At 66.1% G+C, this 24177-nt stretch carries 23 protein-coding genes; 15 read left to right on the forward strand and 8 right to left on the reverse strand.

What is annotated here, in order from left to right; genetic code table 11:
• The first annotated feature begins 5 nt into the window (after positions 1-5).
• From kdpC to AVTE2539_RS19895, 4 genes are all read left to right on the forward strand, one after another.
• Entirely contained in the window at positions 6-578 is a 573-nt protein-coding gene (kdpC, locus tag AVTE2539_RS19880; RefSeq protein ID WP_272565807.1) for a potassium-transporting ATPase subunit KdpC, read from the forward strand.
• A 68-nt stretch (positions 579-646) separates the two neighbouring features.
• Positions 647-3409, forward strand: a complete 2763-nt coding sequence (locus tag AVTE2539_RS19885; protein WP_284413281.1) for a DUF4118 domain-containing protein — start codon at positions 647-649, stop codon at positions 3407-3409.
• Positions 3406-4116 carry a two-component system response regulator KdpE gene (gene kdpE / locus AVTE2539_RS19890; RefSeq protein WP_284413283.1) on the forward strand — a complete coding sequence of 237 codons (711 nt, stop codon included), beginning with the start codon at positions 3406-3408 and terminating at the stop codon, positions 4114-4116. Before AVTE2539_RS19885 ends, kdpE begins: the two co-directional genes overlap by 4 nt.
• A 163-nt stretch (positions 4117-4279) precedes the next feature.
• A complete protein-coding gene (locus tag AVTE2539_RS19895) occupies positions 4280-5431 on the forward strand; it encodes a pectate lyase family protein (RefSeq protein ID WP_272565804.1) in 1152 nt (383 codons plus the stop codon).
• Positions 5432-5472: 41 nt separating this feature from the next.
• Here AVTE2539_RS19895 and AVTE2539_RS19900 read toward each other — a convergent pair whose 3' ends face one another.
• The 5 genes from AVTE2539_RS19900 to AVTE2539_RS19920 form a co-directional block, all read right to left on the reverse strand.
• Complete coding sequence (locus tag AVTE2539_RS19900) at positions 5473-8646, reverse strand: CusA/CzcA family heavy metal efflux RND transporter (protein ID WP_284413285.1); 3174 nt, start codon at positions 8644-8646, stop codon at positions 5473-5475.
• Between the two features lie 9 nt (positions 8647-8655).
• Entirely contained in the window at positions 8656-10230 is a 1575-nt protein-coding gene (locus AVTE2539_RS19905) for an efflux RND transporter periplasmic adaptor subunit (RefSeq protein WP_284413287.1), read from the reverse strand.
• A gap of 9 nt (positions 10231-10239) precedes the next feature.
• A complete protein-coding gene (locus AVTE2539_RS19910) occupies positions 10240-11445 on the reverse strand; it encodes a TolC family protein (protein ID WP_284413290.1) in 1206 nt (401 codons plus the stop codon).
• A gap of 202 nt (positions 11446-11647) precedes the next feature.
• The gene (gene czcI / locus AVTE2539_RS19915) at positions 11648-12013 is read right to left on the reverse strand and encodes a cation efflux protein, CzcI family (protein ID WP_284413292.1); all 366 of its coding nucleotides are present in this window, start codon (positions 12011-12013) and stop codon (positions 11648-11650) included.
• 114 nt (positions 12014-12127) lie between these two features.
• Positions 12128-12457 (reverse strand): DUF4148 domain-containing protein, encoded by a 330-nt coding sequence (locus AVTE2539_RS19920; protein WP_284406685.1) that lies wholly within the window; start codon positions 12455-12457, stop codon positions 12128-12130.
• A 165-nt stretch (positions 12458-12622) separates the two neighbouring features.
• On the opposite strand from AVTE2539_RS19920, the gene AVTE2539_RS19925 reads away from it, so the two are divergent.
• Both AVTE2539_RS19925 and AVTE2539_RS19930 read left to right on the forward strand, forming a co-directional pair.
• Entirely contained in the window at positions 12623-13300 is a 678-nt protein-coding gene (locus AVTE2539_RS19925) for a heavy metal response regulator transcription factor (RefSeq protein WP_284406684.1), read from the forward strand.
• Entirely contained in the window at positions 13297-14622 is a 1326-nt protein-coding gene (locus AVTE2539_RS19930; protein ID WP_284413294.1) for a heavy metal sensor histidine kinase, read from the forward strand. The genes AVTE2539_RS19925 and AVTE2539_RS19930 overlap by 4 nt, the downstream gene beginning before the upstream one ends.
• A 45-nt stretch (positions 14623-14667) precedes the next feature.
• Here AVTE2539_RS19930 and lipA read toward each other — a convergent pair whose 3' ends face one another.
• The 3 genes from lipA to AVTE2539_RS19945 are packed head-to-tail and all read right to left on the reverse strand — an operon-like array spanning position 14668 to position 16683.
• Positions 14668-15648 (reverse strand): lipoyl synthase, encoded by a 981-nt coding sequence (lipA, locus tag AVTE2539_RS19935; protein WP_284406682.1) that lies wholly within the window; start codon positions 15646-15648, stop codon positions 14668-14670.
• A gap of 13 nt (positions 15649-15661) precedes the next feature.
• Positions 15662-16363, reverse strand: a complete 702-nt coding sequence (gene lipB, locus AVTE2539_RS19940; protein ID WP_284413296.1) for a lipoyl(octanoyl) transferase LipB — start codon at positions 16361-16363, stop codon at positions 15662-15664.
• A gap of 5 nt (positions 16364-16368) precedes the next feature.
• Entirely contained in the window at positions 16369-16683 is a 315-nt protein-coding gene (locus AVTE2539_RS19945; RefSeq protein WP_272565783.1) for a YbeD family protein, read from the reverse strand.
• A gap of 236 nt (positions 16684-16919) precedes the next feature.
• Between AVTE2539_RS19945 and AVTE2539_RS19950 the strand changes: the two genes are divergently transcribed.
• From AVTE2539_RS19950 to AVTE2539_RS19990, 9 genes are all read left to right on the forward strand, one after another.
• The gene (locus tag AVTE2539_RS19950; protein ID WP_284413298.1) at positions 16920-17387 is read left to right on the forward strand and encodes an ATP synthase subunit I; all 468 of its coding nucleotides are present in this window, start codon (positions 16920-16922) and stop codon (positions 17385-17387) included.
• Between the two features lie 21 nt (positions 17388-17408).
• Complete coding sequence (atpB, locus tag AVTE2539_RS19955) at positions 17409-18287, forward strand: F0F1 ATP synthase subunit A (RefSeq protein WP_092745138.1); 879 nt, start codon at positions 17409-17411, stop codon at positions 18285-18287.
• A 51-nt stretch (positions 18288-18338) separates the two neighbouring features.
• Positions 18339-18587, forward strand: coding sequence for a F0F1 ATP synthase subunit C (gene atpE, locus AVTE2539_RS19960; protein ID WP_092745139.1), 249 nt, complete (start codon positions 18339-18341; stop codon positions 18585-18587).
• A gap of 34 nt (positions 18588-18621) precedes the next feature.
• Positions 18622-19092 carry a F0F1 ATP synthase subunit B gene (locus AVTE2539_RS19965; RefSeq protein WP_272565779.1) on the forward strand — a complete coding sequence of 157 codons (471 nt, stop codon included), beginning with the start codon at positions 18622-18624 and terminating at the stop codon, positions 19090-19092.
• An 11-nt stretch (positions 19093-19103) separates the two neighbouring features.
• Positions 19104-19646: a F0F1 ATP synthase subunit delta gene (locus AVTE2539_RS19970; RefSeq protein WP_272565778.1), complete on the forward strand. Its 543-nt coding sequence runs from the start codon at positions 19104-19106 to the stop codon at positions 19644-19646.
• 43 nt (positions 19647-19689) lie between these two features.
• Positions 19690-21243: a F0F1 ATP synthase subunit alpha gene (gene atpA / locus AVTE2539_RS19975; protein ID WP_272565775.1), complete on the forward strand. Its 1554-nt coding sequence runs from the start codon at positions 19690-19692 to the stop codon at positions 21241-21243.
• 18 nt (positions 21244-21261) lie between these two features.
• The gene (gene atpG / locus AVTE2539_RS19980; RefSeq protein WP_272549600.1) at positions 21262-22128 is read left to right on the forward strand and encodes a F0F1 ATP synthase subunit gamma; all 867 of its coding nucleotides are present in this window, start codon (positions 21262-21264) and stop codon (positions 22126-22128) included.
• A 36-nt stretch (positions 22129-22164) separates the two neighbouring features.
• A complete protein-coding gene (gene atpD, locus AVTE2539_RS19985; RefSeq protein WP_272565773.1) occupies positions 22165-23571 on the forward strand; it encodes a F0F1 ATP synthase subunit beta in 1407 nt (468 codons plus the stop codon).
• A 121-nt stretch (positions 23572-23692) separates the two neighbouring features.
• Entirely contained in the window at positions 23693-24109 is a 417-nt protein-coding gene (locus tag AVTE2539_RS19990) for a F0F1 ATP synthase subunit epsilon (protein ID WP_284413300.1), read from the forward strand.
• Positions 24110-24177: the final 68 nt, after the last annotated feature.

Consider the following 24177-nt stretch of genomic DNA (forward strand, 5'->3'; position numbering starts at 1 on the left):
TCGACATGACCAAAATCCTCCGTCCCGCGCTGACCCTTTTCGTGCTGCTGAGCGTGATCACGGGCGTTGTCTATCCGCTCATCGTCACGGGTGTGGCGCAAGCCGCGTTTCCGCAGCAGGCCGCGGGCAGCCTGGTGTTGCGCGGCGGGCAGGCCGTGGGCTCGTCCCTGATCGGGCAGAACTTCACCGACCCGAAGCACTTCTGGGGCCGCCCCTCGGCCACCGCGCCCATGCCCTACAACGCCAGCGCGTCGGGCGGCTCCAACCTGGGGCCTCTGAACCCCGCCCTCACGGAAGCCGTCACTGCGCGCGTCCAGGCGCTGCGCGAGGCCGATCCTGGCAATGCCGCGCCCGTGCCGGTGGACCTGGTCACGGCCTCCGCCAGCGGGCTCGACCCGCACATCAGCCCCGCCGCCGCGCGCTACCAGGCCAGTCGCGTGGCCAAGGCGCGGGGCTGGCCGGTGGAGCGTGTGCAGGCCCTGATCGACGCGCACACCGATGCCCCGTTCCTGGGGCTCCTCGGCGATCCGGGCGTGAATGTGCTCGCCCTGAATCTCGCGCTCGATGCCGAGCGGTGAGACCCATGGCGCTTGCGCCGATCCCGGCGCAACGCCCGCCACAATAGGGCCCGCACGTTCCTTCGCCCATGCCTGACATCGCCCGCCCGGACCCCGACGCGCTCATCGCTCAGATGCGCGCGGAGGAAGAGCGCACCCAGCGCGGCAAGCTGCGCATCTACTTCGGTGCCAACGCGGGCGTGGGCAAGACCTGGTCGATGCTGAGCGCGGCGCAGCGCGAGCGCAAGGCGGGGCGCGACGTGCTCATCGGGGTGGTCGAGACCCATGGCCGCAGCGAGACCGCCGCGCTGGTCGAGGGCCTGCCCGTGCTGCCGCTGCGCAGCCTGGACTACCGGGGCCGCCAGCGCACCGAGTTCGACCTCGACGGTGCGCTGGCGCGCCAGCCGGCCGTGCTGCTCGTGGACGAACTGGCGCACTCCAATGCGCCCGGGTCCCGGCATGCCAAGCGATGGCAGGACGTGCAGGAGCTGCTCGCCGCCGGGATCGAGGTGTGGACCGCGCTCAACGTTCAGCACCTGGAAAGCCTGAACGGCACCGTGGGCGCCATCACCGGCGTGCGCGTGCACGAAACCGTGCCCGACACGGTGCTGGACGAGGCCGACGAGGTGGTGCTGGTCGATGCCACACCGGACGAACTGGCCGCGCGCCTGGCCGCCGGCAAGGTCTACCTGCCGCAGCAGGCCGAGCGGGCGGCGCAGAACTTCTTTCGCAAGGGCAACCTGATCGCGCTGCGCGAGATCGCGCTGCGGCGCACGGCCGAGCATGTCGAGGACGACGTGCGCGGCTGGCGCGTGGAGCAGTCCGGCGCGGGCGGCGACCGCGTGCCACCGGCCTGGAACACCTCCGGCGCCTTGCTGGCCTGCGTGGGGCCCGGCGAGGATGCCGCCCAGACGGTGCGTACCGCGGCGCGGCTGGCCGGCCAGCTCAATGTGCGCTGGCACGCTGCCTATGTGGAAACGCCGCGGCTGCAGCGGCTCGATGCCCGGCGCCGGGACCGCGTGCTGGCCGTGCTCCAGCTGGCGGAGGGCCTGGGCGCGGAAACCGCGGTGCTGACCGGTGGCGAGGTCGCTCCGGTGCTGGCCGAGCATGCGCACCGGCTCAACTGCGCCACGCTCGTGGTCGGTCGCCCGGCCCAGGCCGCCGGCTGGCGGCGCTGGTGGCCCGCACGGCCCGTGGCGCAGGTCCTGGCCGCTGCGGCCCCGGCCCTCGACATCGTGGAGGCCGGGCGCGCCGGCAGTTCGCGGCGCCTGGCGCAGGCGGACTGGGGGCGGGCCGGCACCGAAGCGCTCGACAGCGAGGAGCGCCAGCCGGCCCGCTGGCCGGGCTTCGTGTGGTCACTGGCCGTGAGCGTGGCCGTCACCCTGCTCACCCACCTGCTGTCCGGGGTGTTCGAGCTGGCCAACATCGTCATGCTGTACCTGCTCGGGGTGGTGGGCGTGGCCATGCGGTTCGGCCGGGCGCCGGCGGCCCTCGCGGCGCTGGTCAACGTGCTGGCGTTCGATTTCTTCTTCGTCTCGCCGCGCATGTCGTTCGCCGTGAGCGACGTGCAGTACCTCGTCACCTTCGGGGTCATGCTCATGGTGGGGCTGCTGGTGGGGCAGCTCACCGCTGGGCTGCGCTTCGCGGCGGGCGTGTCGGCGAGCCGCGAGCGGCGCGCGCAGTCGTTGTTCGATCTCACGCGCGAACTGTCCGCAGCGCTGCAGGTGGAGCAGATCACCGCCATCGGTGCTGCCGCGGTGCAAAAGCATTTCGGCGGGCGCGCGGCGGTGCTCGCGCTGGACGAGAGCGACCGCCTGGCCATGCCCGAGGGGCTGCCGCCCGGATTCGACGCGAACGTGGCCGACTGGACGCTGCGCCAGGGCCAGAGCGCCGGCCTGGCCACGGCCACGCTGGCCGCACAGACCTGGCGCTACGTGCCGCTCAAGGCGCCCATGCGCGTGCGGGGCGTGCTGGCGCTGGAGCCCGCGCAGCCGCGCTGGCTGCTGATCCCCGAGCAGGCGCAGCAACTCGATACGCTGGCCCGGCAGATCGCCATCGCCCTGGAGCGGGTGCACTACGTGGACGTGGCGCAGCGCGCGGTGGTGGACATGGAATCGGAGCGCCTGCGCAATGCCCTGCTGGGCGCCATTTCGCACGACGTGCGCACCCCACTCACGGCGCTGATCGCGCTGGCGGAATCGCTGCCCGCGCAGTCGGCCGAAGGCCAGGCCGAGGCCGGCCGCGCCATCGTGGCGCAGGCCCATCAGTTGCATGCGCTGGTGAGCAATCTGCTCGACATGGCACGGCTGGAGAGCGGCATTGCCGGCGGCAGCGTGAACCTGCGGCGCGACTGGCAGTCGGTCGAGGAGGTGGTGGGCACCGCGATCCGGGCCGCACGCCCTGCGCTGGGGCGCTTGCCGGTGGTCACGCACCTGCCGGCGGACCTCCCTTTGGTGGAATTCGATGCCGTGCTCATCGAGCGGGTGCTGGTCAACCTGTTGGAAAACGCCGCCAAATACGGCGCCCCGCCCATCGAGGTGTCCGCCAGCACAACGCCCACCACGCTGCGGCTGACCGTGCGCGACCATGGGCCGGGCCTGCCGGTCGCGCTGCGGGGGCAGGAGCACACGCTGTTCGAGAAATTCACCCGTGGCCAGTCGGAGTCGGCCACGCCCGGCGTGGGCCTGGGGCTGGCCATCTGCAAGGCGGTGGTGCAGGCGCACGGCGGCGACATCGCCGCCGCCAGCGCCGAGCGCGGCGGGGCGGAGTTCACCGTGACCCTGCCGCGGCGCGACGAGCCCCCGCTTCCCCTGGACGAACCCTTGGAGCCCGGTGCGCCGGAAACGCCATGACCCTGGCCTTGCGAACGGTGATCGTGATCGAGGACGAGCCGCAGATCCGCCGCTTCGTGCGCAGTGCGCTCGAAGCCGAGGGTTGGCTGGTGCATGAGGCGGCGACGCTGCGAGAGGGGCTGTCGGCCGCCGGCACGCGGCAGCCGGACCTGCTGGTGCTCGATCTGGGGCTGCCCGATGGCGATGGCGTGGGGCTGATCCGCGACGTGCGCAGCTGGTCGGCGGTGCCCATCATCGTGCTGTCGGCCCGCACCGACGAGGCCGACAAGATCGCGGCCCTGGATGCGGGCGCCGACGACTACCTCACCAAGCCGTTCGGCACCGGCGAGCTGCTGGCGCGTGTGCGCGCCAACCTGCGCCGCCCGCGCGCCGCCAGCGGCAACGGGCTCACCCCGGTGGCCGAGGAGCCCGTGTTCCGCTTCGGCGACATCGAGGTGGACCGGAACGCTCGGGTGGTGCGGCGCGGCCATGCCGAGGTGCACCTCACGCCCACCGAGTACCGCATGCTGTCCGTGCTGGTGGCCAATGCCGGCCGCGTGATCACGCAGCGGCAGCTGCTGCGCGAGGTGTGGGGTCCCATGCGTTCGGACCAGAACCACTACCTGCGCATCTACATGGGCCACCTGCGCCAGAAATTGGAGGCGGACCCGGCCCAGCCGCGCCATCTGCTGACCGAGACCGGTGTGGGGTATCGGCTCGCCGTGTGAGCCCCGCATCCACGGGCCGAGTTCGCCTGTCCGGCAGGTGCTTCGGGTGGGTGCGACGAAGACAGGGCTGCGCGTTGCCAAAGTCACGGGGTGAATGGCCGTCCCCGCGCCAGAGGGGCCGGGGTTCGTGGCGCTCTGTTCTTCCGATCCAAAGGACTCCATCGTGATTCAACGTTCTCTCGCTGCACTCTTGATCGCCGCGCTGTCCGGCGCGGCGCATGCCGACAACACCACCGACACGGCACCGCCCGACGGCTGGGCCAGCCAGGGCGGCGGCACCACGGGCGGCGCGGGCGCCACGGCGAAGTACCTGAGCAAGGTCAGTTCGCCATCCCAGTTGAATGCCGCGCTCAGCGCGGGCGGTGCCCAGCCGAAAATCATCGTGGTGTACGGCACCATCGACATGGCCGCCGCGGACAACGGAGGGCCTTTCACCAGCCGGGCCGATCAGGCTGCGCGCAACCTCATCACGATTCCGAGCAACACCACGTTGATCGGGGCCGGAAGCGATGCCCGGATCGTCAACGCCTCGATCCTGATGAAGCGGGTTTCCAACGTCATCCTGCGCAATCTGACCATCGTCGCTCCCTGCGATCTGTCGCCGGTCTGGAGCAGCAGCGAGGGGCGGTGGAACTCCGACTTCGATGCGGTCACGATCTACAGTTCGCAACGCATCTGGGTGGACCACAACCGGTTCACCGACGCGCCCGTCACCGACGATCAGGCTCCCATCGAAAAGGGCCAGCCCCAGCAATGCCACGACGGTGCGCTGGACGTGATCCACGCGAGCGACTACGTGACGGTGTCCAACAACGTGTTCGACCGGCACGACAAAACCCACCTGGTGGGCGCCTCAGACAGCAGCACCGACGAGGAGGGCCATCTCACGGTGACCTTCCACCACAACCTCTACAGCCAGGTCGTGGAGCGCGCGCCCCGCGTGCGTTACGGCAGGGTCCACGTCTACAACAACTACTACACCGGCAGCAAATCGGACGCGCCCTACAAGCACAACTACAGCCTGGGCGTGGGCTACAAGGCGCAGATCCTCTCGGAAAACAACGTGTTCGAAGTGCCCGGCGCTGCCACCTGCGCCGATGTGGTGAAGAACCCCGGTGGGGCTTCCAGGACGGGTGCCATCCGCGATACCGGGTCGCTGCTCAACGGCGTTGCGCTCGGTCTCGCAGCCCAATGCGGCTTTGCTGCAGCGGGCTGGACGATTCCTTATGCGGGCGGCTACACCCTGGACGCCGCCTCGAGCGTCAAGGCGAAAGTGCTGTCCAACGCAGGCCCTGGCAAGCTGACGGTGAACTGAGCGAAGCGCGCCGGCCCGCAGAGGCCGGCAGGCGGGCGTGCTCAGGCCGTAGACGGCAAGTGGGCGGCGGCTTGGGCATCCTCTTCTTCGCTGCGCCGGTGCACGATCCGGTACAGCAGCGGCAGCACCAGCAGCGTGAGCGCGGTCGAGGACAGAATGCCGCCGATGACCACTGTGGCCAGCGGCCGCTGCACCTCCGCTCCGGTGCCGGTGGCAATGGCCATGGGAACGAAGCCCAGCGAGGCCACCAGCGCCGTCATGAGCACGGGCCGCAATCGGGTGAGCGCTCCCTCCCGGATGGCGGCGTCCAGCGGCATGCCGCCCTCGCGCAGGCCGCGGATGAAGGAGATCATCACCAGCCCGTTCAGCACGGCGACGCCCGACAGCGCGATGAATCCGACCGCGGCCGAGATCGAGATCGGGATGTCGCGCAGCCACAGCGCCACGATGCCGCCGGTGAGTGCGAACGGGATGCCGGTGAACACGACCAGCCCGTCCTTCACATTGCCGAACATGGCGAACAGCAGGGTGAAGACCAGCAGCAACGCGACCGGCACGACCACCTGAAGGCGCTGGGTGGCCGACTGCAGGTTTTCATACTGGCCGCCCCAGGCGGTCCAGTAGCCCGCCGGGATCTGGACGGCTTGCATGGCCTGCTCCGCCTCGGCCACGAAGGAGCCCAGGTCCCGGCCCCGCACGTTGGCGCTCACGACGATGCGGCGTTTTCCGTCCTCCCGGCTGACCTGGTTGGGACCCGGTGCCAACTGCAGCGTGGCCACTTCGCTCAGCGGGATGAAGCGGGCGCGGGCGTCCGCGGCGTCGCCGCCGCGAGGCAGTGCGACCGGCAGCCGCTGGATGGCCTCCAGGTCGGTCCGGATGTGCTCCGGCAGCCGCACGAGGATGCCGAAGCGCCGGTCGCCTTCGAAAAGGGTGCCGGCCTCGCGCCCGCCCACGGCAATCGACACGGCTTCCTGGACATCGCCCACATTCAGTCCGTAGCGGGCGGTCTTGGCGCGGTCGATGTTCACCGTCAGCACCGGCAGGCCGCTCGTCTGCTCCACCTTGACCTCGGTGGCGCCATCGATGCGGTTGAGCACTTCTGCGACCTTCTGGGCGGTCTGGTCGAGCACGGCCATGTCGTCACCGAAGATCTTGACCGCTACATCGCTGCGCACGCCGGAGATGAGTTCGTTGAACCGCAACTGGATGGGCTGTGAGAACTCGTAGTTGTTGCCCGGCAGTTGCTCCACCTCGGCCTGGATGGCCGCAAGGAGCTGCTCTCGCGACCGGGCCGGTGCAGGCCAGGTGTCCTGCGGCTTGAGCATGATGTAGGCGTCCGAGATGTTGGGCGGCATCGGGTCCGATGCGATCTCGGCCGTTCCGGTGCGGGCAAAAACCCGCTCGATCTCGGGAAACTTCGCCTTCAGCGTGCTCTCCAGCTGCTGCTGCATCGCCACCGACTGCGACAGGCTGGTGCCGGGAATGCGCAACGCCTGCATGGCGAAATCACCCTCGCCCAGGCTGGGCGCGAACTCGGTACCCAGGCGCGTCGCCAGCAGGCCGGACAGCAGCACGGCCGCGAGTGCCAGTGCGATGACTACGGGCTTGGCGCCCATGGCGCGGTCCAGCAGCGGCGCGTAGGCGCGGCGGGCCCAGCCCATGAGCCGGTTCTCCTTCTCGCCCACCGTCTTGCCGATGAACAGCGCGACGGCGGCAGGAATGAAGGTGACCGACAGCACCATCGCACCGACCAGCGCGATGACCACCGTGAACGCCATCGGATGGAACAGCTTGCCCTCCACCCCCGTGAGCGCGAAGATCGGCAGGTACACGATCATGATGATGAGCTGGCCGAACAACAGGGGCCGCCGCGCTTCCTGCGACGCCGCGAACACTTCGTGAAAACGCTCCGCCCGCGTCAGCGGCCGGCCCTTGTGCTGCTGTGCGTGTGCCAGGCGCCGCACACAGTTCTCCACGATCACCACCGCGCCGTCGATGATGATGCCGAAGTCCAGCGCACCCAGGCTCATCAGGTTGGCACTGACCTTCTGGTTCACCATGCCGGTGAAGGTGAACAGCATCGACAGCGGTATGACCATGGCCGTGATCAACGCCGCGCGGATGTTCCCCAGGAAGAGGAACAGGATCACGATCACCAGCACCGCGCCCTCGAAGAGGTTCTTCTTCACGGTGGCGATGGCCTTGTCCACGAGCACCGTGCGGTCGTACACCGTCACCGCATGCACGCCGGCGGGCAGGGTCCGGTTGATCTCCTTCATCTTGCGGTCCACGGCCTGGGAGACCGTGCGGCTGTTCTCGCCGATGAGCATGAACACCGTGCCCAGAACGACCTCTCGGCCGTTGTCGGTGGCGGCGCCGGTACGCAGTTCCTTGCCCAGCCCGACCTCGGCCACATCCCTGACGCGCAGCGGCACGCCGCCCGCGTTGCCGAGGATGACGTTGCGCAGGTCGTCCATCGACTGCACCTGCCCGGGAGCGCGGATCAGGTATTGCTCTCCGCGGCGCTCGATGTACCCGGCTCCCACGTTCGCGTTGTTGCGTTCGAGCGCCGTGACTAGGTCCCCCATCGTGAGGCCATGCGCCAGCAGCTTGTCGGGGCTGGGTGCGATCTGGTACTCCTTGGCATACCCGCCGATGGAGTTGATCTCGGTCACGCCGGGCACGTTGCGCAGCTGCGGCTTGATGATCCAGTCCTGGATCTCGCGCAGGTCCGTGGAGGTGTAGGGTTGCCCATCCGGCTTGCGGGCCCCGTCCTGGGCCTCCACCGTCCAAAGGTAGATTTCCCCCAGGCCTGTCGATATGGGTCCGATGACCGGGTGAACGCCCTCCGGCATCTGGCCGCGGGCCGACTGGATGCGCTCGTTCACGAGTTGCCGCGCGAAGTAGATGTCGGTGCCGTCCTGGAAGATCACGGTCACCTGCGACAGCCCGTAGCGTGACAGCGAGCGGGTCTGCTGCAGCCCGGGCAGCCCCGCCATGACGGTCTCCACGGGAAAACTCACGCGCTGCTCCACTTCCAGGGGAGAGTAGCCGGGCGCCGCGGTGTTGATCTGCACTTGGACGTTGGTGATGTCCGGCACGGCATCGATGGGCAGCTTCTGGTAACTGTAGAGGCCCAGGGCCGCCATGCCGAGCACGGCCAGCATCACGAGCCAGCGCTGCGCGATGGAAAACTGAATGACACGTTCAAACATGGGCCACCTTCAGTGCGAGTGCGACGCCGAGCTCTTGCCCTGCTGGGATTTCACGACGAAGCTGCCTGCCGCGGCATAGGCCGTGCCGGCTGCCAACCCTTTGACGACCTCGACACGCTGGCCATCCGTGCGACCCAGTTGAACCGCCTGGGCAATGAAGCCGCCCTCGGCCCGGACGAAGACCACGGTTTTGTCATCGACGGTCTGCACCGCATCGGTCCGCACGGTGACCGGCGGTGTCGCTTCGGACGACACCAGCTCGACCTCCACGAACAGTCCGGGCCGCCAGACCTTCTGCGGATTCGCCACCGCCACGCGGGCCGTGGCCATGCGCGTCTGCGCGCCGATCAGGGCGCCGACATAGGAGACCTCGCCCTCCGCCTTCGCATCGAACGCGGTGGAGCGCACGGTCACCCGTTCGCCCACGCGCACCAACGGCAAGTGTTGCGCGGCCACGCTGATTTCGGCCCACACGGTGGACAGGTCGGAGAGGGTGAAGACATTGGCGTCCTCCTTCACGGACTCGCCCAGCGATAGGTGCTTTTCGACCACCATGCCGTCGAAAGGCGCGCGCAGTTCATAGCGGCCCAGGGCCGATGCGGCAGGCGTGGCACCGATGGCAGAGAGCTTCTGCTGTGCATTGGCGACCGCGATCTGCGCTTCGCGCAGGGACTGCTGCGCCTGCAGGTAGTCCTGCTCCGGCGCGATTTTTTCCTCCCACAGCTTCTTCTCGCGCTCGTACGTGGTCCGGGCCAGTTCGGCCCGGCGCTGTGCGGTCTGCAGCTCGCTGCGCTGCTCCGACAGCGCCGGGCTCGACAGCACGGCCAGTACCTGCCCCTTGCGGACCTGTTGGCCGAGCTGGGCCGAGACGCTTTCCACCATGCCCGCCAGCCGCGGCACCACGTGGGCGGTGCGATCCTCGTTGAATTTGATTTCGCCCGGCAACTGCAGCGTGGCACGGATGCGCGCGGGGCCCGCGGTGTCGATCGCAATGCCGGCGGCCTTGGCCTGCGCTTCTGTGAGGGGAATTTTTCCTTCTTCCTGGTGCAGCGTGAAGGTGTGTGCACGGCCGTCCTTCTGAACGGAGAGGGCGATCTCGAACACATGCGGCTCCTCGATGGCCTGCACGCTCTTCAATCCCTCGCCATCGGCGGTGAACGACAGCGTTTCCCGCTCTCCTCCCGGTCGCGTCAGCGTGGCGGACAACTGGGCGGCATCCGCTTTCACCGGCTTGCCTTGCTCGGAAAGCCAGACTGCGAGATGCGGGGTGCCGCCGTCTTCCGACACTTTCGCCTCGAGGCTGAAGCCGTCTTCCGTGAAGCGCTGGCCCCCATGCGGTCCTTTGGCCGCTTCCTCCTCTGCATGGGTATCCTGGCTGGCGCTTTTCTCACCGGGGGAGCCATGGGACGCTTCCTCCGCGTGGGGCGCATGGCCATCTGCCTCGGCGTGGCCACCCTGGGAGGAGGCGGGGCTGCCACGCAGGATCAGGGCGCCGGCGATCAGCGTGACCACCAGAATGGCGGCCACCACCCACCATTGGCGCTTGCCGGCTTTGCCGGTCGATGGGTTCAGTCGTTTGTTCATGGCGGACTTTCAGCGGGCGAAGTGAATGGGGGAGGGCAGGTCGTCGCCGGCATGCCCCAGCAAGCGGTCCAGTTCGCTGGCGGCGCGGTGCGCGGCGGCCAGGGCGCGCAGCGTTTGCGTGCGCACCTGCAGCAGCGTGCGCTGCGCATCGAGGGCTTCCAGAAAACTGAACTTGCCCAGTTCGAACCCTTTGGTCGCGGCCTGGTAGGCGCTCTCTGCGCCGGGAAGGGCGTCGCGCTGCAGTGTTTCGGCCTCGAGACGCGACGCGTGGAGGTTCTCCAATGCCGCTGCCGCTTCGGAGGCTGTGCGCAGTTCGGTGGACAGCAGTTCGTCGCGCGCCTGCTCTTCGCGGCTCAACGCTTCGGCCAGGTTGCCCTGGTTGGTGTCGAAAATGGGCAGGGGAATGGACACGCCCACGACCCACTGGTTTCCGCCCACGTCGGGGCTTCGCTTGCTGCCCAGCGTCACTGCGATGTCAGGCACCCGCTTGGCCTGCTCCAGGGCCGTTAGCGCGCTGCGCCGATCGACTTCCAGCCGTGCCTGAACCAACGCGGGTGCGCCATGCATCCGCTGCTCGATCTCCAGGCTGGACGGTGGGGTGGGCAAGACATCGAGCTGTCCCACGGCATGGGCGAAGGCGGGCTTCGGATTGCCCCACAGCGCGGCCAATTGCTGCCTTGCGGTTCGCAGGGCGCCCTCGGCCTGCAAACGCTCCACCTGCACACCGGACTCGGCCACCTTGGCCTTCGTTTCCTCCAGGGGCGAGACCTTGCCGGCCGCCACCCGGTTGGCCGCGGCATGCACCACCCACTGTGCCAGCGTGACCGAGTCCTGGGCCATGCGGACGCGCTCCTGCGCGGCCAGGACTTCGAAGAAGGCGGTGATCACGCCCGCGCGAAGCTCCGATCTGCGCGCCAGGGCCGAGGCGGCGGCCTGGTCCCGCGCCCGCTCGGCGGCTGTGATGCGGGCGGCTCGCTTGCCGCCCAGCTCGATCGGCTGGCTGATCTGCACGGTCGTCGTGCGGCGCTCCTGCCGCAGGTCTTCCACCGTGGTCTCCAGCACGGGATTGGGCCGTGCGCCCGCCTGACGGATGGCAGCATCCGCCGCGTCGCGCGCACGCGCCACGGCGGACAGGTCGGGATTGTTCTGCCATGCCAGTGTCACCGCGGTGGCAAGGCTCAAGGGCTCGGACGATTCCACGGTGCGTGGCTGCACCGTGGACGGGGGGGGGAAGCGGGGCGGTCTGGCTGTGCGAAAAGACCGGAAATGCCGCGAAAGCCATGGCGGCCAGCGACACGAAATGCCTGTGCATCGAATTCTCCTGGGTTGCAACAACAACGGGCGGATGAATTCGGCGAGAGTTCTCAGCGAAGGGCTGTGATCAAAGAGGGAAGGCCGTGCCGTGTCTCTCGCCGAATCAGGCGAGCGCGGGCCAGGCAGGGCGCGTGGGAATGCCTCCCACGTGGGAGCGATAGGACTCGGTGAAGGACGGGGGCCGGGCGGCGGGCCCGGTCGTGGCCGCTACGTTGGCGGTATGGGCCAGGGGCTGCACCGTGCAGGTGTGGCAGGTCAGGCAATCATTGTCCGGACCTCCCGGCAAGGGGTCCGAGGGCGTATCGGTGTCTTGTGCCGACGCACTGGTGGCCGCGACGTGGTGGTGTTCGTGGTGCCCGAAATGCGAGGCGCTGGCATTGCTTTCGTGCTGGCAATAGCCTGCGGCGGCCGCCCAGCTCAGCTGGAACGGCATCGCGAAAAGCAAAAGAATCATCAGCCAGCGGCGCATCGGGCGGCAGTATATCGGTGGGCCGCAAGGGCCTGACACGGGGCTGGGCATTGCCCGAAGCCTCCGGGTGGTCAGGCGCCCTGCATTGGCATTTGCATGGGTGCGGAGGCGGGCTCAATGGTCGCCATAGCGCAGCAGGTTGCCCTTGGCGGCGCGCTCGGCCTCCAGGCGCACTTGCTCGCGTGTCAGCGCGCTCGGGGCATTGGCCTCCTTGCGAGGCACCTCCAGGCCCCACTGCATGGCCACCAGGGTGCCGTCGGTGCGGGCAGTGGCCAGCTCCGACAGGACCTGCGCCCGCGACTTTGCCTGGGCGGCATGCTGCGGATGCACGGTGTAGCCGGCTTCGGTGGGCGCGCTGTGCAAGGTGCTGGCCGCCGAAGCGCTCAAGGGCACCCATGCAGCCGACATGGCGGCGAACAGAAAAACGGCGGGGGAACGGGTCATGGTCAATCTCCTGGGTTGGGCATCCGGCCCGAACCGCCGGACCGGGATGCAGCCGAACGTTGTGCCGGCGTGAAGTCACTGTAAAAACCCAGTCGGCCGATTCACCGACGGCAAGATGACGAATTCGTCATCTTTCAATCGGTCCCCGGGCGATACGATGGCCCGATGCGCATACTGGTCATCGAAGACGAGCCCAAGCTGGGCGATTACGTCAAAAAAGGCTTGGAAGAAAACGGCTACGTAGTCGACATTGCCAGGGACGGCATCCAGGGTCGGTACCTCGCCACGCAGGGCGATTACTCGGTCATCCTGCTCGACGTGATGCTGCCCGGGGTGGATGGTTTCGGCGTGCTGGCCGCCATTCGGCAGGGCAAGGACGTGCCCGTATTGATGGTCACGGCCCGCGATCAGGTCGAGGATCGCGTCAGGGGTCTGCAGCAGGGCGCTGACGACTATCTGGTCAAGCCCTTCGCGTTCTCCGAACTGCTGGCGCGGGTGCAGGCCCTGCAGCGCAGGGGGCCGCTGCAGGAGCACACCGTATTGAAACTGGCCGACCTGGAGCTCGATCTGGTTGCACGCAAATGCCACCGTGAAGGCGTGCGGATCGACCTGACCGCCAAGGAGTTCGCCTTGCTCGCCTTGCTGATGCGCCGCCAGGGGCGCGTGCTGTCCCGAACGACGCTCGCCGAGCAAGTGTGGGACATGCACTTCGACAGCGAAACCAATGTGGTGGAGGTGGCCGTGCGACGCCTGCGCAGCAAGCTGGACGATCCGTTTGCGCGACGGCTCTTGCACACGGTGCGCGGAATGGGTTACGTCTTGGAGGATCGGGGACCGCCATGAGTCCTTTCCCGTCATCGATACAGCGTCGGTTGTCCGTTTGGCTGGCCCTGCAGACGCTGATTGGCCTCAGCGTGCTCTGCGTCTCCGTCTATGTCGTCACGGCGTGGAATTTTCGACAGAAGGCGCAGGAGGAGCTGGATCAGCAGGCACGACTGGCATCCCATCTGCTGAACGAGCGCAGCCAAGGTGGCGGGGCGCTGTCCTTGCAGCACAAGCTGGAAGATTACTTTTCCTCCCATGGCAACGTGAGCGTGTCCATCGGCCGCGATGGCGCGCAGTTGTTCAGTTCTACCCCGGCCACTTCGGGCGAATGGGTCTGGGCCGATCACCGGGTGGCGCCGCAGGACAGCGGCCCCCCCTTCAACGTGCGCATTGGCATCGACACCACGCAGGACGCGCGCCTTCTGCGCCGGCTGGGCGGGACGCTGGCGTTGGCCGTGGTGCTGGGCACGCTGCTGGTCTCGCTGACGGGGGCGCTGCTCGTGCGCCATGGCCTTCGGCCGCTGCGCAAGTTGGCGGAGCGAACCGCCCGCATCACGCCGGACGCTGCCAGTGTGCCCATCGATCCTCTTGAATTCGCCCAGGAGCTTCGTCCTTGGATCGTGCAATTCAATGCGCTCATGGCCCGGGTCGAACAGGCCTATTCGCAGTCCAAGGCCTTCAATGCCGATGTGGCCCACGAGTTGCGCACGCCCCTGGCGAACCTCATTGCCTCGGCGGAGGTCGAGCTGGCCCGCCCTCGCTCCGCCCAGGACATGCAGTTGCTGCTGGTGTCGAACCTGGAAGAGATCCGGCGGCTCTCAGGCATCGTGGCCGACATGTTGTTTCTGTCGCGGGCCGATCGCGGAGAGTCCTTGCGCTCACGGCAGCCGGCCCGCCTTGCAGAGCAGGCCTGCGCCGTGCTGGAGTTCCATGAAGCCTTGATGGAGGAGGCTGGATTACGGGGCACGGTCGTGGGGGATGCCACCGCAGCGGTGGACGTGCCGCTGGTGCGCCGGGCCTTGTCCAACCTGTTGGGCAATGCCATCCGCTATGCAGCGAAGGAGTCCACCATCGTCGTGGCCATCCATCCGTGGGGCGACGGCGCGGAGATCACCGTTGAAAATGAGGGCCCCCGCATCGCATCGGAGGCGCTCGACAGGCTGTTTGAGCGCTTTTACCGGGCGACATCGGCCCGCGATGGTTCGGACCAGCACCACGGCCTCGGCTTGGCCATCGTGGACGCCATCGCGCGAATGCATGGGGGAAAAACCTTTGCCAGCAGCACGGCGCAGGTCACGCGCATCGGCTTCACCGTCAACGCATCGCCCGCGACGTCCTGAGCTGCGGGCTTCAACCGGAGGCCTTCCGTTCCTCCGATCCGGGTGTTACACGCCGGCCGCGTGCGCCTGCTGGTCCGCGTGGTAGCTGGAGCGAACCATCGCACCCACCGCCGCGTGGCTGAAGCCCATTTCGTAGGCTTTTTCCTCGAACATCTTGAAGGTGTCCGGGTGCACGTATCGGCGCACCGGCAAATGGCTGTTGGAGGGCGAGAGGTACTGGCCGATGGTCAGCATGTCGATGTCATGCGCGCGCATGTCGGACATGACCTGGAGGATCTCCTCGTCCGTCTCGCCCAGGCCCACCATGATGCCGCTCTTGGTCGGCACGCCAGGATGCAATGCCTTGAATTTCTTGAGCAGGTTCAGGCTGAACTGGTAGTCGCTGCCGGGCCGGGCTTCCTTGTACAGGCGTGGCGCCGTCTCCAGATTGTGGTTCATCACGTCGGGCGGCGCGGCCTTGAGGATCTCCAGCGCGCGGTCATCCCGCCCTCGGAAGTCCGGCACGAGGATCTCGATCTGGGTGGAGGGAGAGAGGGTGCGGATGTGCTGGATGCACTCCACGAAGTGCCCGCTGCCGCCATCGCGCAGATCATCGCGGTCCACGCTGGTGATCACCACGTACTTCAGCCGCAGCTGCGCGATGGTCTTGGCCAGGTTCAGCGGCTCGTCCTTGTCCAGCGGGTCGGGGCGGCCATGCCCCACGTCGCAGAACGGGCAGCGGCGCGTGCACTTGTCGCCCATGATCATGAACGTGGCCGTTCCCTTGCCGAAGCATTCGCCGATGTTGGGGCAACTGGCTTCCTCGCACACCGTGTGCAGCTTGTTCTCGCGCAGGATGTCCTTGATCTCGTAAAAGCGCGTGGTGGGGCTGCCCGCTTTCACCCGGATCCACTCGGGCTTCTTGAGCACTTCGCCTTGCTCGACCTTGATCGGAATGCGTGACAGCTTGGCGGCTGCCTTCTGCTTGGCCAGCGGGTTGTAGGCAGCGGTGGTTTGCGCTTCGCGCACGACTTCAGGAGTGCTCATGGCAGGGTAGTGGTCAGGGGGCCAGGCGAATGGCGAGCTGCTGGCTCAGCACTTCGGCGGCTTCTTCCCAGGTGGTGTGGACCCCGATTGTAGAAAGGTCCACCGTTTGCAACCCTGCGTAGCCACAAGGGTTGATGCGCGAGAAGGGTTCCAGGTCCATGTCCACGTTGAGTGCCACGCCGTGGTAGGTGCAATGGCGCGACACCTTGATGCCCAGTGCGGCGATCTTGCCCAGCCCGTTGAAGTCAGGGGCTTCATGGGCTTGCGTGGCTGGCAGACCCTCGGCCTTGCGTGGCCGCTGCGGCAATTGGGCATGGCCTGTAGGGTCGTCCAGGCGCACATAGATGCCCGGGGCCCCGCCCACGCGGTGCCCGGTGACGCCGAAATGGGCCAGCGTCCGGATCACCGATTCTTCGATGCGGTAGACGTATTCCTTGACGAAATAGCCGGCGCGTTGCAGATCCAGCAACGGATAGGCCACGACCTGCCCCGGGCCATGGAAAGTCACCTGCCCGCCCCGGTTGGTGGCGACGATGGGAATGTCGCCAGGGGCCAGCACATGGTCGGCCTTGCCGGCCAGCCCTTGCGTGTAGAGCGGCGGGTGCTGGCAGATCCACAGCGCATCGGGAGTCTGGGACGTACGCTCCTGCGTGAACGCCTGCATGCCCTGCAGCGTCTCCCGATAGTCCACGAGGCCCAGGTGGCGAATCTCCATGGGACCTAGAGCACCACCTTGACCATCGGGTGCGAGGACAGCGCCCGGTACAGGTCGTCAAGTTGTTCGCGGCTGGTGGCTGTGATCGTGATAGTGACGCCCAGGTAGTTGCCGGCGCGGCTGTCGCGCAGTTCGATGGTGGACGCGTCGAAGGTCGGGTCGAAGCGGTGCGCCAGCTCCGTCACCGCGTGGACGAATCCATCCACTTTCTGCCCCATGACCTTGATGGGGAACGACGAGGGGTACTCGATGAGCGAATCCTTGCGGGGATCGGTCGCGGACGGGGCGTCTGATGGGAGCGTGGAAGGGGGCTGTGTCATGGCGATGGTCTATAAACGGCGGGCTTCGTGCCATTTTGAACGGGTTCGGGGCGGCAATCTTTCGGCCGAAGTCCGCACCGCGATAGGGCGGTTCACGTTGGCCGGTCACCACAACGGAGCGCGCGTGCGCACACTTTCATACCGGCCTGAGAGGTCATTGCCGGATGAAAGTGGTTTTTACTTATAATCAGGGGCTTTGTGAAAGTTTCGGTCTGTAAAGTGGGCGTCATTCCTCAATGAAAACAAACGCTCCCGACCACGAAACTGAGGCTGAAGATTCCGACTTCAAGCCCCTGTCAGCCGAAGAGGCTGCGCAGTGGCGCCTCCGGCATCCGCGGATCTCTGTGTGGCGAATCGTCTGGGGGCAGGCATTCGTCGGAGCACTGGCTGCCCTGGTGGCATGGCTGGTTTTCGGTAGGCCCTCTGTGGCTTGGTCCACGGGGTATGGCGCACTGGCGGTGGTGATTCCTGCGGCCTTGTTCGCGCGGGGCATGGCCCGGCATCAAACTTCCGCGGGAGGTGCGATGGCAGGCCTGTTCGGTTGGGAGTTGGTCAAGATTGCAATGACCGTTGCCATGCTGGCGGCGGCGCCCCGGCTGGTTCCGGGGCTGAGTTGGCTGGCCTTGCTGGCCGGCATGGTAGTGACGATGAAAACGTACTGGATCGCCCTCATGGTGCGGCCCGGTGTCCGAAAAACCGATTGATATTGATAGAAGAGTTGTCCGATGGCCGCAGAAGCGCATGCACCGACTGCCAGTGAATACATCGTTCACCACTTGCAGCATCTCCAGAACATCAAGCAGAAGTCCATTGTCGATTTCTCCGTGGTGAACTTCGATTCCGTGATCGTGGGTTTGGTTCTCGGTTTCATCGCACTTTTTGTCTTCTGGCGTGCCGCCCGCACGGCCACCTCCGGCGTGCCGGGCCGTTTCCAGGCCGCGGTGGAGATCCTGGTCGAGATGGTGGACAACCAGGCCAAGGCCAACATCCACAACGCCGAAAGCCGCAAGTTCATCGCTCCCCTGGCACTGACCGTGTTCGTGTGGATCTTCCTGATGAATGCCATGGACATGTTGCCGGTCGATCTGCTGCCCGCCATCTGGGCCCAGATCTACGGTGCCGCCGGCCATGATCCGCACCATGCCTACCTGCGCGTGGTGCCCACCGCCGATCTGTCCACCACCCTCGGTCTGTCGTTCGCCGTGCTGGTGCTTTGCCTGTACTACAGCGTGAAGATCAAGGGCCTGGGCGGCTGGGCGCATGAACTGGTCACCGCACCGTTCGGCACCAGCAAGAATCCCGTCTTCGCCCTGATCCTGGGCGTGGTCAATCTGCTCATGCAGATCATTGAATACATTGCCAAGACCGTGTCGCATGGCATGCGGCTGTTCGGCAACATGTACGCTGGTGAGTTGGTGTTCATGCTGATTGCCCTGATGGGCGGTGCTGCTGCCATGTCGCTTTCCGGTGTGTTGCTCCCTCTGGGGCACATCATTGCAGGCTCGATCTGGGCGATCTTCCACATCCTGGTGATCACCCTGCAGGCCTTCATTTTCATGATGCTTGCGCTGATCTATCTCGGCCAGGCGCATGAAGCTCACTGATCCTTTCCCTTTCTTTTTCAACCTTCCTTTCTTTTCATCCTAGGAGTCATCATGGAAAACGTTCTCGGTCTCGTCGCTCTGGCTTGTGGTCTGATCGTGGGTCTCGGCGCTATCGGCGCTTCGATCGGCATCGCACTGATGGGTGGCAAGTACCTCGAAGCGTCCGCTCGCCAGCCTGAGCTGATCAACGAACTGCAAACCAAGATGTTCATCTTGGCCGGTCTGATCGACGCCGCCTTCCTGATCGGCGTGGCCATCGCTCTGCTGTTCGCTTTCGCCAACCCCTTCGTCCTGGCCTAAGCTCCGTTCAACGCCCAACTAGAAAGGTGTTGCCGTGAGTATCAACGCGACCCTGTTCGTTCAGGCCATCGTCTTTCTGATCCTGGTGCTGTTCACGATGAAGTTCGTGTGGCCCCCGATCGCGAAGGCACTGGACGAGCGAGCCCAGAAAATCGCCGATGGCCTCGCTGCCGCCGACCGTGCCAAATCCGAATTGACCGCTGTGAACCAGCGCGTCGAGAAGGAACTGGCCCAGACGCGCAACGAAACGGCATCGCGTATTGCGGACGCCGAGCGCCGCGCTCAGGCCATCATCGACGAGGCCAAGGCCCGTGCGACCGAGGAAGGCAACAAGATCGTCGCCGCTGCCCGTGCCGATGCCGAGCAGCAGTCGATCCAGGCCCGTGAAGCCCTGCGCGAGCAGGTCGCTGCGCTGGCCGTCAAGGGCGCCGAGCAGATTCTCCGCAAGGAAGTCAATGCTGGCGTCCACGCCGACCTGCTGAACCGCCTGAAGACCGAGCTGTAAGGAGCGCGCACATGGCAGAACTCGCCACCATTGCCCGCCCTTACGCGGAAGCCCTGTTCAAGGCCAGCACGTCCCAGCCGGGTGCCGACCTGAACGGCACCGTGGCCTGGGTGGAAGAAGTGGCGGCGATTGCCGCCAATCCCCAACTGCGCCAGCTGGCGGACAACCCCAAGGTGACTTCCGAACAGGTGTTCGACGTCATCACGGGCGTGGTTCGTGGCGCGCTGCCCGAGGCAGCCCGCAACTTCCTGCGCGTCATCATCGAGAACGGCCGTGTGGACGCGCTTCCCGAGGTGGCGGCCCAGTTCCGCGCGCTGGTGAATCGGCGCAACGGCTCTTCCGATGCCGTGGTGTTCAGCGCTTTCGCGCTGGACGCCGCCGCGTTGGCCGGCCTGGACGCGGTGCTCGAAAAGCGCTTCGGCCGCAAGCTGAATGTCTCGGTACAGGTGGACGAATCCCTGATCGGCGGCGTTCGCGTAGTCGTGGGAGACGAGGTGCTCGACACCTCCGTCAAAGCCCGTCTGGAACAAATGAAAGCGGCCCTCACTGCGTAAGCGGCTTGAGGTCTCGGCTAACCAAAGAAAGAAGGAAAGAGTCATGCAACTCAATCCCGCAGAAATTTCTGAACTGATCAAGAGCCGCATCGAAGGTCTGGCAGCCAGCAGCGATATCCGCAATCAGGGCACCGTGGTGTCCGTGTCCGACGGTATCGTGCGCGTGCACGGCCTGTCCGACGTGATGCAGGGCGAAATGCTGGAGTTCCCCGCCAACAAGGACGGTGCCCCCTCCTACGGCCTGGCACTGAACCTCGAGCGCGACTCCGTCGGCGCCGTGATTCTGGGCGAGTACGAGCACATCTCCGAAGGCGACACCGTCAAGTGCACGGGCCGCATTCTGGAAGTGCCCGTGGGCCCCGAACTCGTGGGCCGCGTGGTGAACGCGCTGGGCCAGCCGATCGACGGCAAGGGTCCCATCAACGCCAAGCTCACCGACGTGATCGAAAAGGTCGCTCCGGGCGTGATCGCCCGTAAATCGGTGGACCAGCCCCTGCAGACCGGCCTGAAGTCCATCGACTCCATGGTGCCCGTGGGCCGTGGCCAGCGCGAGCTGATCATCGGTGACCGCCAGACCGGCAAGACGGCCGTCGCCATCGACGCCATCATTGCCCAGAAGGGCCAGGGCGTGACGTGTATCTACGTCGCCATCGGGCAGAAGGCATCGTCCATCAAGAACGTCGTGCGCTCGCTGGAGCAAGCCGGCGCGATGGAATACACGATCGTGGTGGCCGCTTCGGCTTCGGAGTCCGCCGCCATGCAATACGTGTCGGCCTACTCCGGCTGCACGATGGGCGAGTACTTCCGCGACCGCGGCGAAGACGCGCTGATCGTCTATGACGACCTGTCCAAGCAGGCCGTGGCCTACCGCCAGGTTTCGCTGCTGCTGCGCCGCCCGCCAGGCCGCGAAGCCTACCCCGGCGACGTGTTCTATCTCCACAGCCGCCTGCTGGAGCGTGCTGCCCGCGTGAACGCCGACTATGTCGAAGCCTTCACCAAGGGTGAAGTCAAGGGCAAGACCGGTTCGCTGACCGCGCTGCCGATCATCGAAACGCAGGCCGGCGACGTGTCCGCCTTCGTTCCGACCAACGTGATCTCGATCACGGACGGCCAGATCTTCCTGGAAACCAGCCTGTTCAACGCCGGTATCCGCCCCGCCATCAACGCCGGTATCTCGGTGTCGCGCGTCGGTGGTGCTGCCCAGACCAAGATCATCAAGAGCCTGTCCGGCGGTATTCGTACCGACCTGGCCCAGTACCGGGAACTGGCTGCGTTCGCGCAGTTCGCTTCCGACCTGGACGAAGCCACCCGCAAGCAGCTGGACCGCGGTGCCCGCGTGACCGAACTGCTCAAGCAAGCCCAGTACAGCCCGCTGCCCATCTCGTTGATGGGTGCGACGCTGTTCGCAGTGAACAAGGGCTTCATGGACGACATCGAAGTCAAGAAGGTGCTCGAGTTCGAACACGGCCTGCACCAGTTCCTGAAGTCCAGCCATGGCCCTCTGCTGGCCAAGCTGGAACAGGCGAAGGCCATGGACAAGGACGCTGAAGCCGAATTGACCGCCGCCATCGGCGCGTTCAAGAAGTCGTTCGCCTAAACCGAACGAGGAATCATCATGGCAGCAGGCAAGGAAATACGCGGCAAGATCAAATCGGTGGAAAACACCAAGAAGATCACCAAGGCCATGGAAATGGTGGCCGCGTCCAAGATGCGCAAGGCGCAAGAGCGGATGCGCTCGGCCCGTCCTTACAGCGAGAAGATCCGCAACATCGCCGCCAACCTCGGCAAGGCCAATCCGGAGTACGTTCATCCTTTCATGAAGGAAAACGATGCCAAGGTGGCCGGTGTCATCGTGGTGACGACCGACAAGGGCCTGTGTGGCGGCATGAACACCAACGTGTTGCGTGCCGTGACCACCAAGCTGCGCGAGTTGCAGTCTGCTGGCGTGTCCACCGAGGCCGTGGCCATTGGCAACAAGGGCCTGGGTTTCCTGAACCGCGTCGGTGCCAAGGTGGTTTCGCATGTCACCGGTCTGGGCGACACCCCGCATCTGGACAAGCTGATCGGCCCCGTGAAGGTGCTGCTCGACGCTTATGCCGAAGGCAAGATCAACGCGGTGTACCTGGGGTACACCAAGTTCATCAACACCATGCGGCAGGAGTCGGTGGTGGAGCGTCTGCTCCCCCTGTCTTCCTCGCAGATGGAAGCGGAGAAGACGGAGCACGGCTGGGACTACATCTATGAGCCCGATGCGCAGAGCGTCATCGACGAGCTGCTGTTGCGCTATGTCGAATCCCTGATCTACCAGGCCGTGGCAGAAAACATGGCCTCCGAGCAGTCCGCGCGCATGGTGGCCATGAAGGCTGCCACCGACAACGCAGGCAGCGTCATCGGCGAGTTGAAGCTGGTCTACAACAAAACGCGCCAGGCAGCGATCACGAAAGAGCTTTCGGAAATCGTGTCCGGCGCTGCTGCTGTGTAAACAGACAGCTCAACCCACATTTATTTGGAGCAAAAAATGGCTCAAGTGCAAGGCAAGATTGTTCAATGTATCGGCGCCGTGGTGGACGTGGAGTTCCCGCGCGACCAGATGCCCAAGATTTACGACGCCCTGAAGCTCGACGGTTCCACCCTGACGCTGGAAGTGCAGCAGCAGCTGGGCGACGGCATTGTGCGCACCATCGCCCTGGGCTCGTCCGACGGCCTGCGCCGCGGCATCGTGGTGACCAACACCGGCAACCCCATCACCGTGCCCGTGGGCAAGGCGACCCTGGGCCGCATCATGGACGTGCTGGGCGCGCCCATCGACGAGCGCGGTCCGGTCAGCCAGGACCTCACGGCGTCCATCCACCGCAAGGCCCCTGCGTACGACGAACTGTCGCCTTCGCAGGAGCTGCTGGAAACCGGCATCAAGGTGATCGACCTGGTGTGCCCGTTCGCCAAGGGCGGCAAGGTGGGCCTGTTCGGCGGCGCCGGCGTGGGCAAGACCGTGAACATGATGGAACTCATCAACAACATCGCCAAGGCCCACAGCGGTCTGTCGGTGTTCGCAGGGGTGGGCGAGCGGACCCGTGAAGGGAACGACTTCTATCACGAGATGGCCGATTCCGGCGTGGTGAATCTCGAGAAGCTCGAAGAGTCCAAGGTGGCCATGGTCTACGGCCAGATGAACGAGCCCCCAGGCAACCGCCTGCGCGTTGCGCTGACCGGCCTGACGATCGCCGAGTCGTTCCGCGACGAAGGCCGCGACGTGCTGTTCTTCGTGGACAACATCTACCGCTACACGCTGGCCGGTACCGAAGTGTCCGCCCTGCTGGGCCGCATGCCTTCCGCCGTGGGCTACCAGCCCACGCTGGCCGAAGAAATGGGCCGCCTGCAAGAGCGCATCACCTCCACCAAGGTGGGCTCGATCACCTCCATCCAGGCCGTGTACGTGCCAGCGGATGACTTGACCGACCCATCGCCCGCCACGACGTTCGCCCACTTGGACTCCACCGTGGTGCTGTCGCGTGACATCGCTTCGCTGGGTATCTACCCTGCCGTGGACCCGCTGGACTCCACCAGCCGCCAGCTCGACCCGCAAGTCGTGGGCGAAGAGCACTATGCGGTGGCCCGCGGTGTGCAAGGTACGCTGCAGCGCTACAAGGAACTGCGCGACATCATCGCCATTCTGGGCATGGACGAACTGGCTCCCGAGGACAAGCTGGCCGTGGCCCGCGCCCGGAAGATCCAGCGTTTCCTGTCGCAGCCGTTCCACGTGGCCGAAGTGTTCACGGGCTCGCCCGGCAAGTACGTGCCCCTGTCCGAAACCATCCGTGGTTTCAAGATGATCGTGGCCGGCGAGTGCGATCACCTGCCCGAGCAGGCGTTCTACATGGTCGGCACGATCGACGAAGCCTTCGAAAAGGCCAAGAAGGTCGCGTAAGGCGGCGCGGTCGGCGGCCTGCCACGGGTAAGCGTGCCATGCGGGTGCTTCCAGGCACCTGCGGCGCGCCGACCGAACAGACTGCCGATTTCCAGCTTTCCCGACTTTTGGAAGGAACCCCATGAACACCATTCACGTCGATGTCGTCAGCGCCGAAGAGTCCATCTTCTCCGGCGAAGCGCGGTTCGTCGCTCTGCCCGGCGAAGCCGGTGAACTGGGCATCTACCCCCGCCACACCCCGCTGATCACGCGCATCAAGCCCGGCTCGGTGCGCATCGAGATGGCCGATGGCGGCGAAGAGTTCGTCTTCGTGGCCGGTGGCATTCTGGAAGTGCAGCCCCACCGCGTGACAGTGCTGTCCGATACCGCAGTGCGCGGCAAGGACCTGGATGACGAGAAGGCCAACCATGCCAAGGCCGCGGCCGAAGAAGCCGTCAAGAACGCCAAGAGCGAACTCGACCTGGCCAAGGCGCAATCGGAACTGGCCGTGATGGCCGCGCAGATCGCTGCGCTGCGCAAGTTCCGCCAAAAGCGCTGACCGAACGAACGGCCTGCCTGCCGTCCACGACAAAGCCGCCCTCGGGCGGCTTTTTTCATGGCCGCGAT

The sequence above is a fragment of the Acidovorax sp. SUPP2539 genome (genome assembly GCF_030158975.1).
Taxonomy (GTDB): domain Bacteria; phylum Pseudomonadota; class Gammaproteobacteria; order Burkholderiales; family Burkholderiaceae_C; genus Paracidovorax.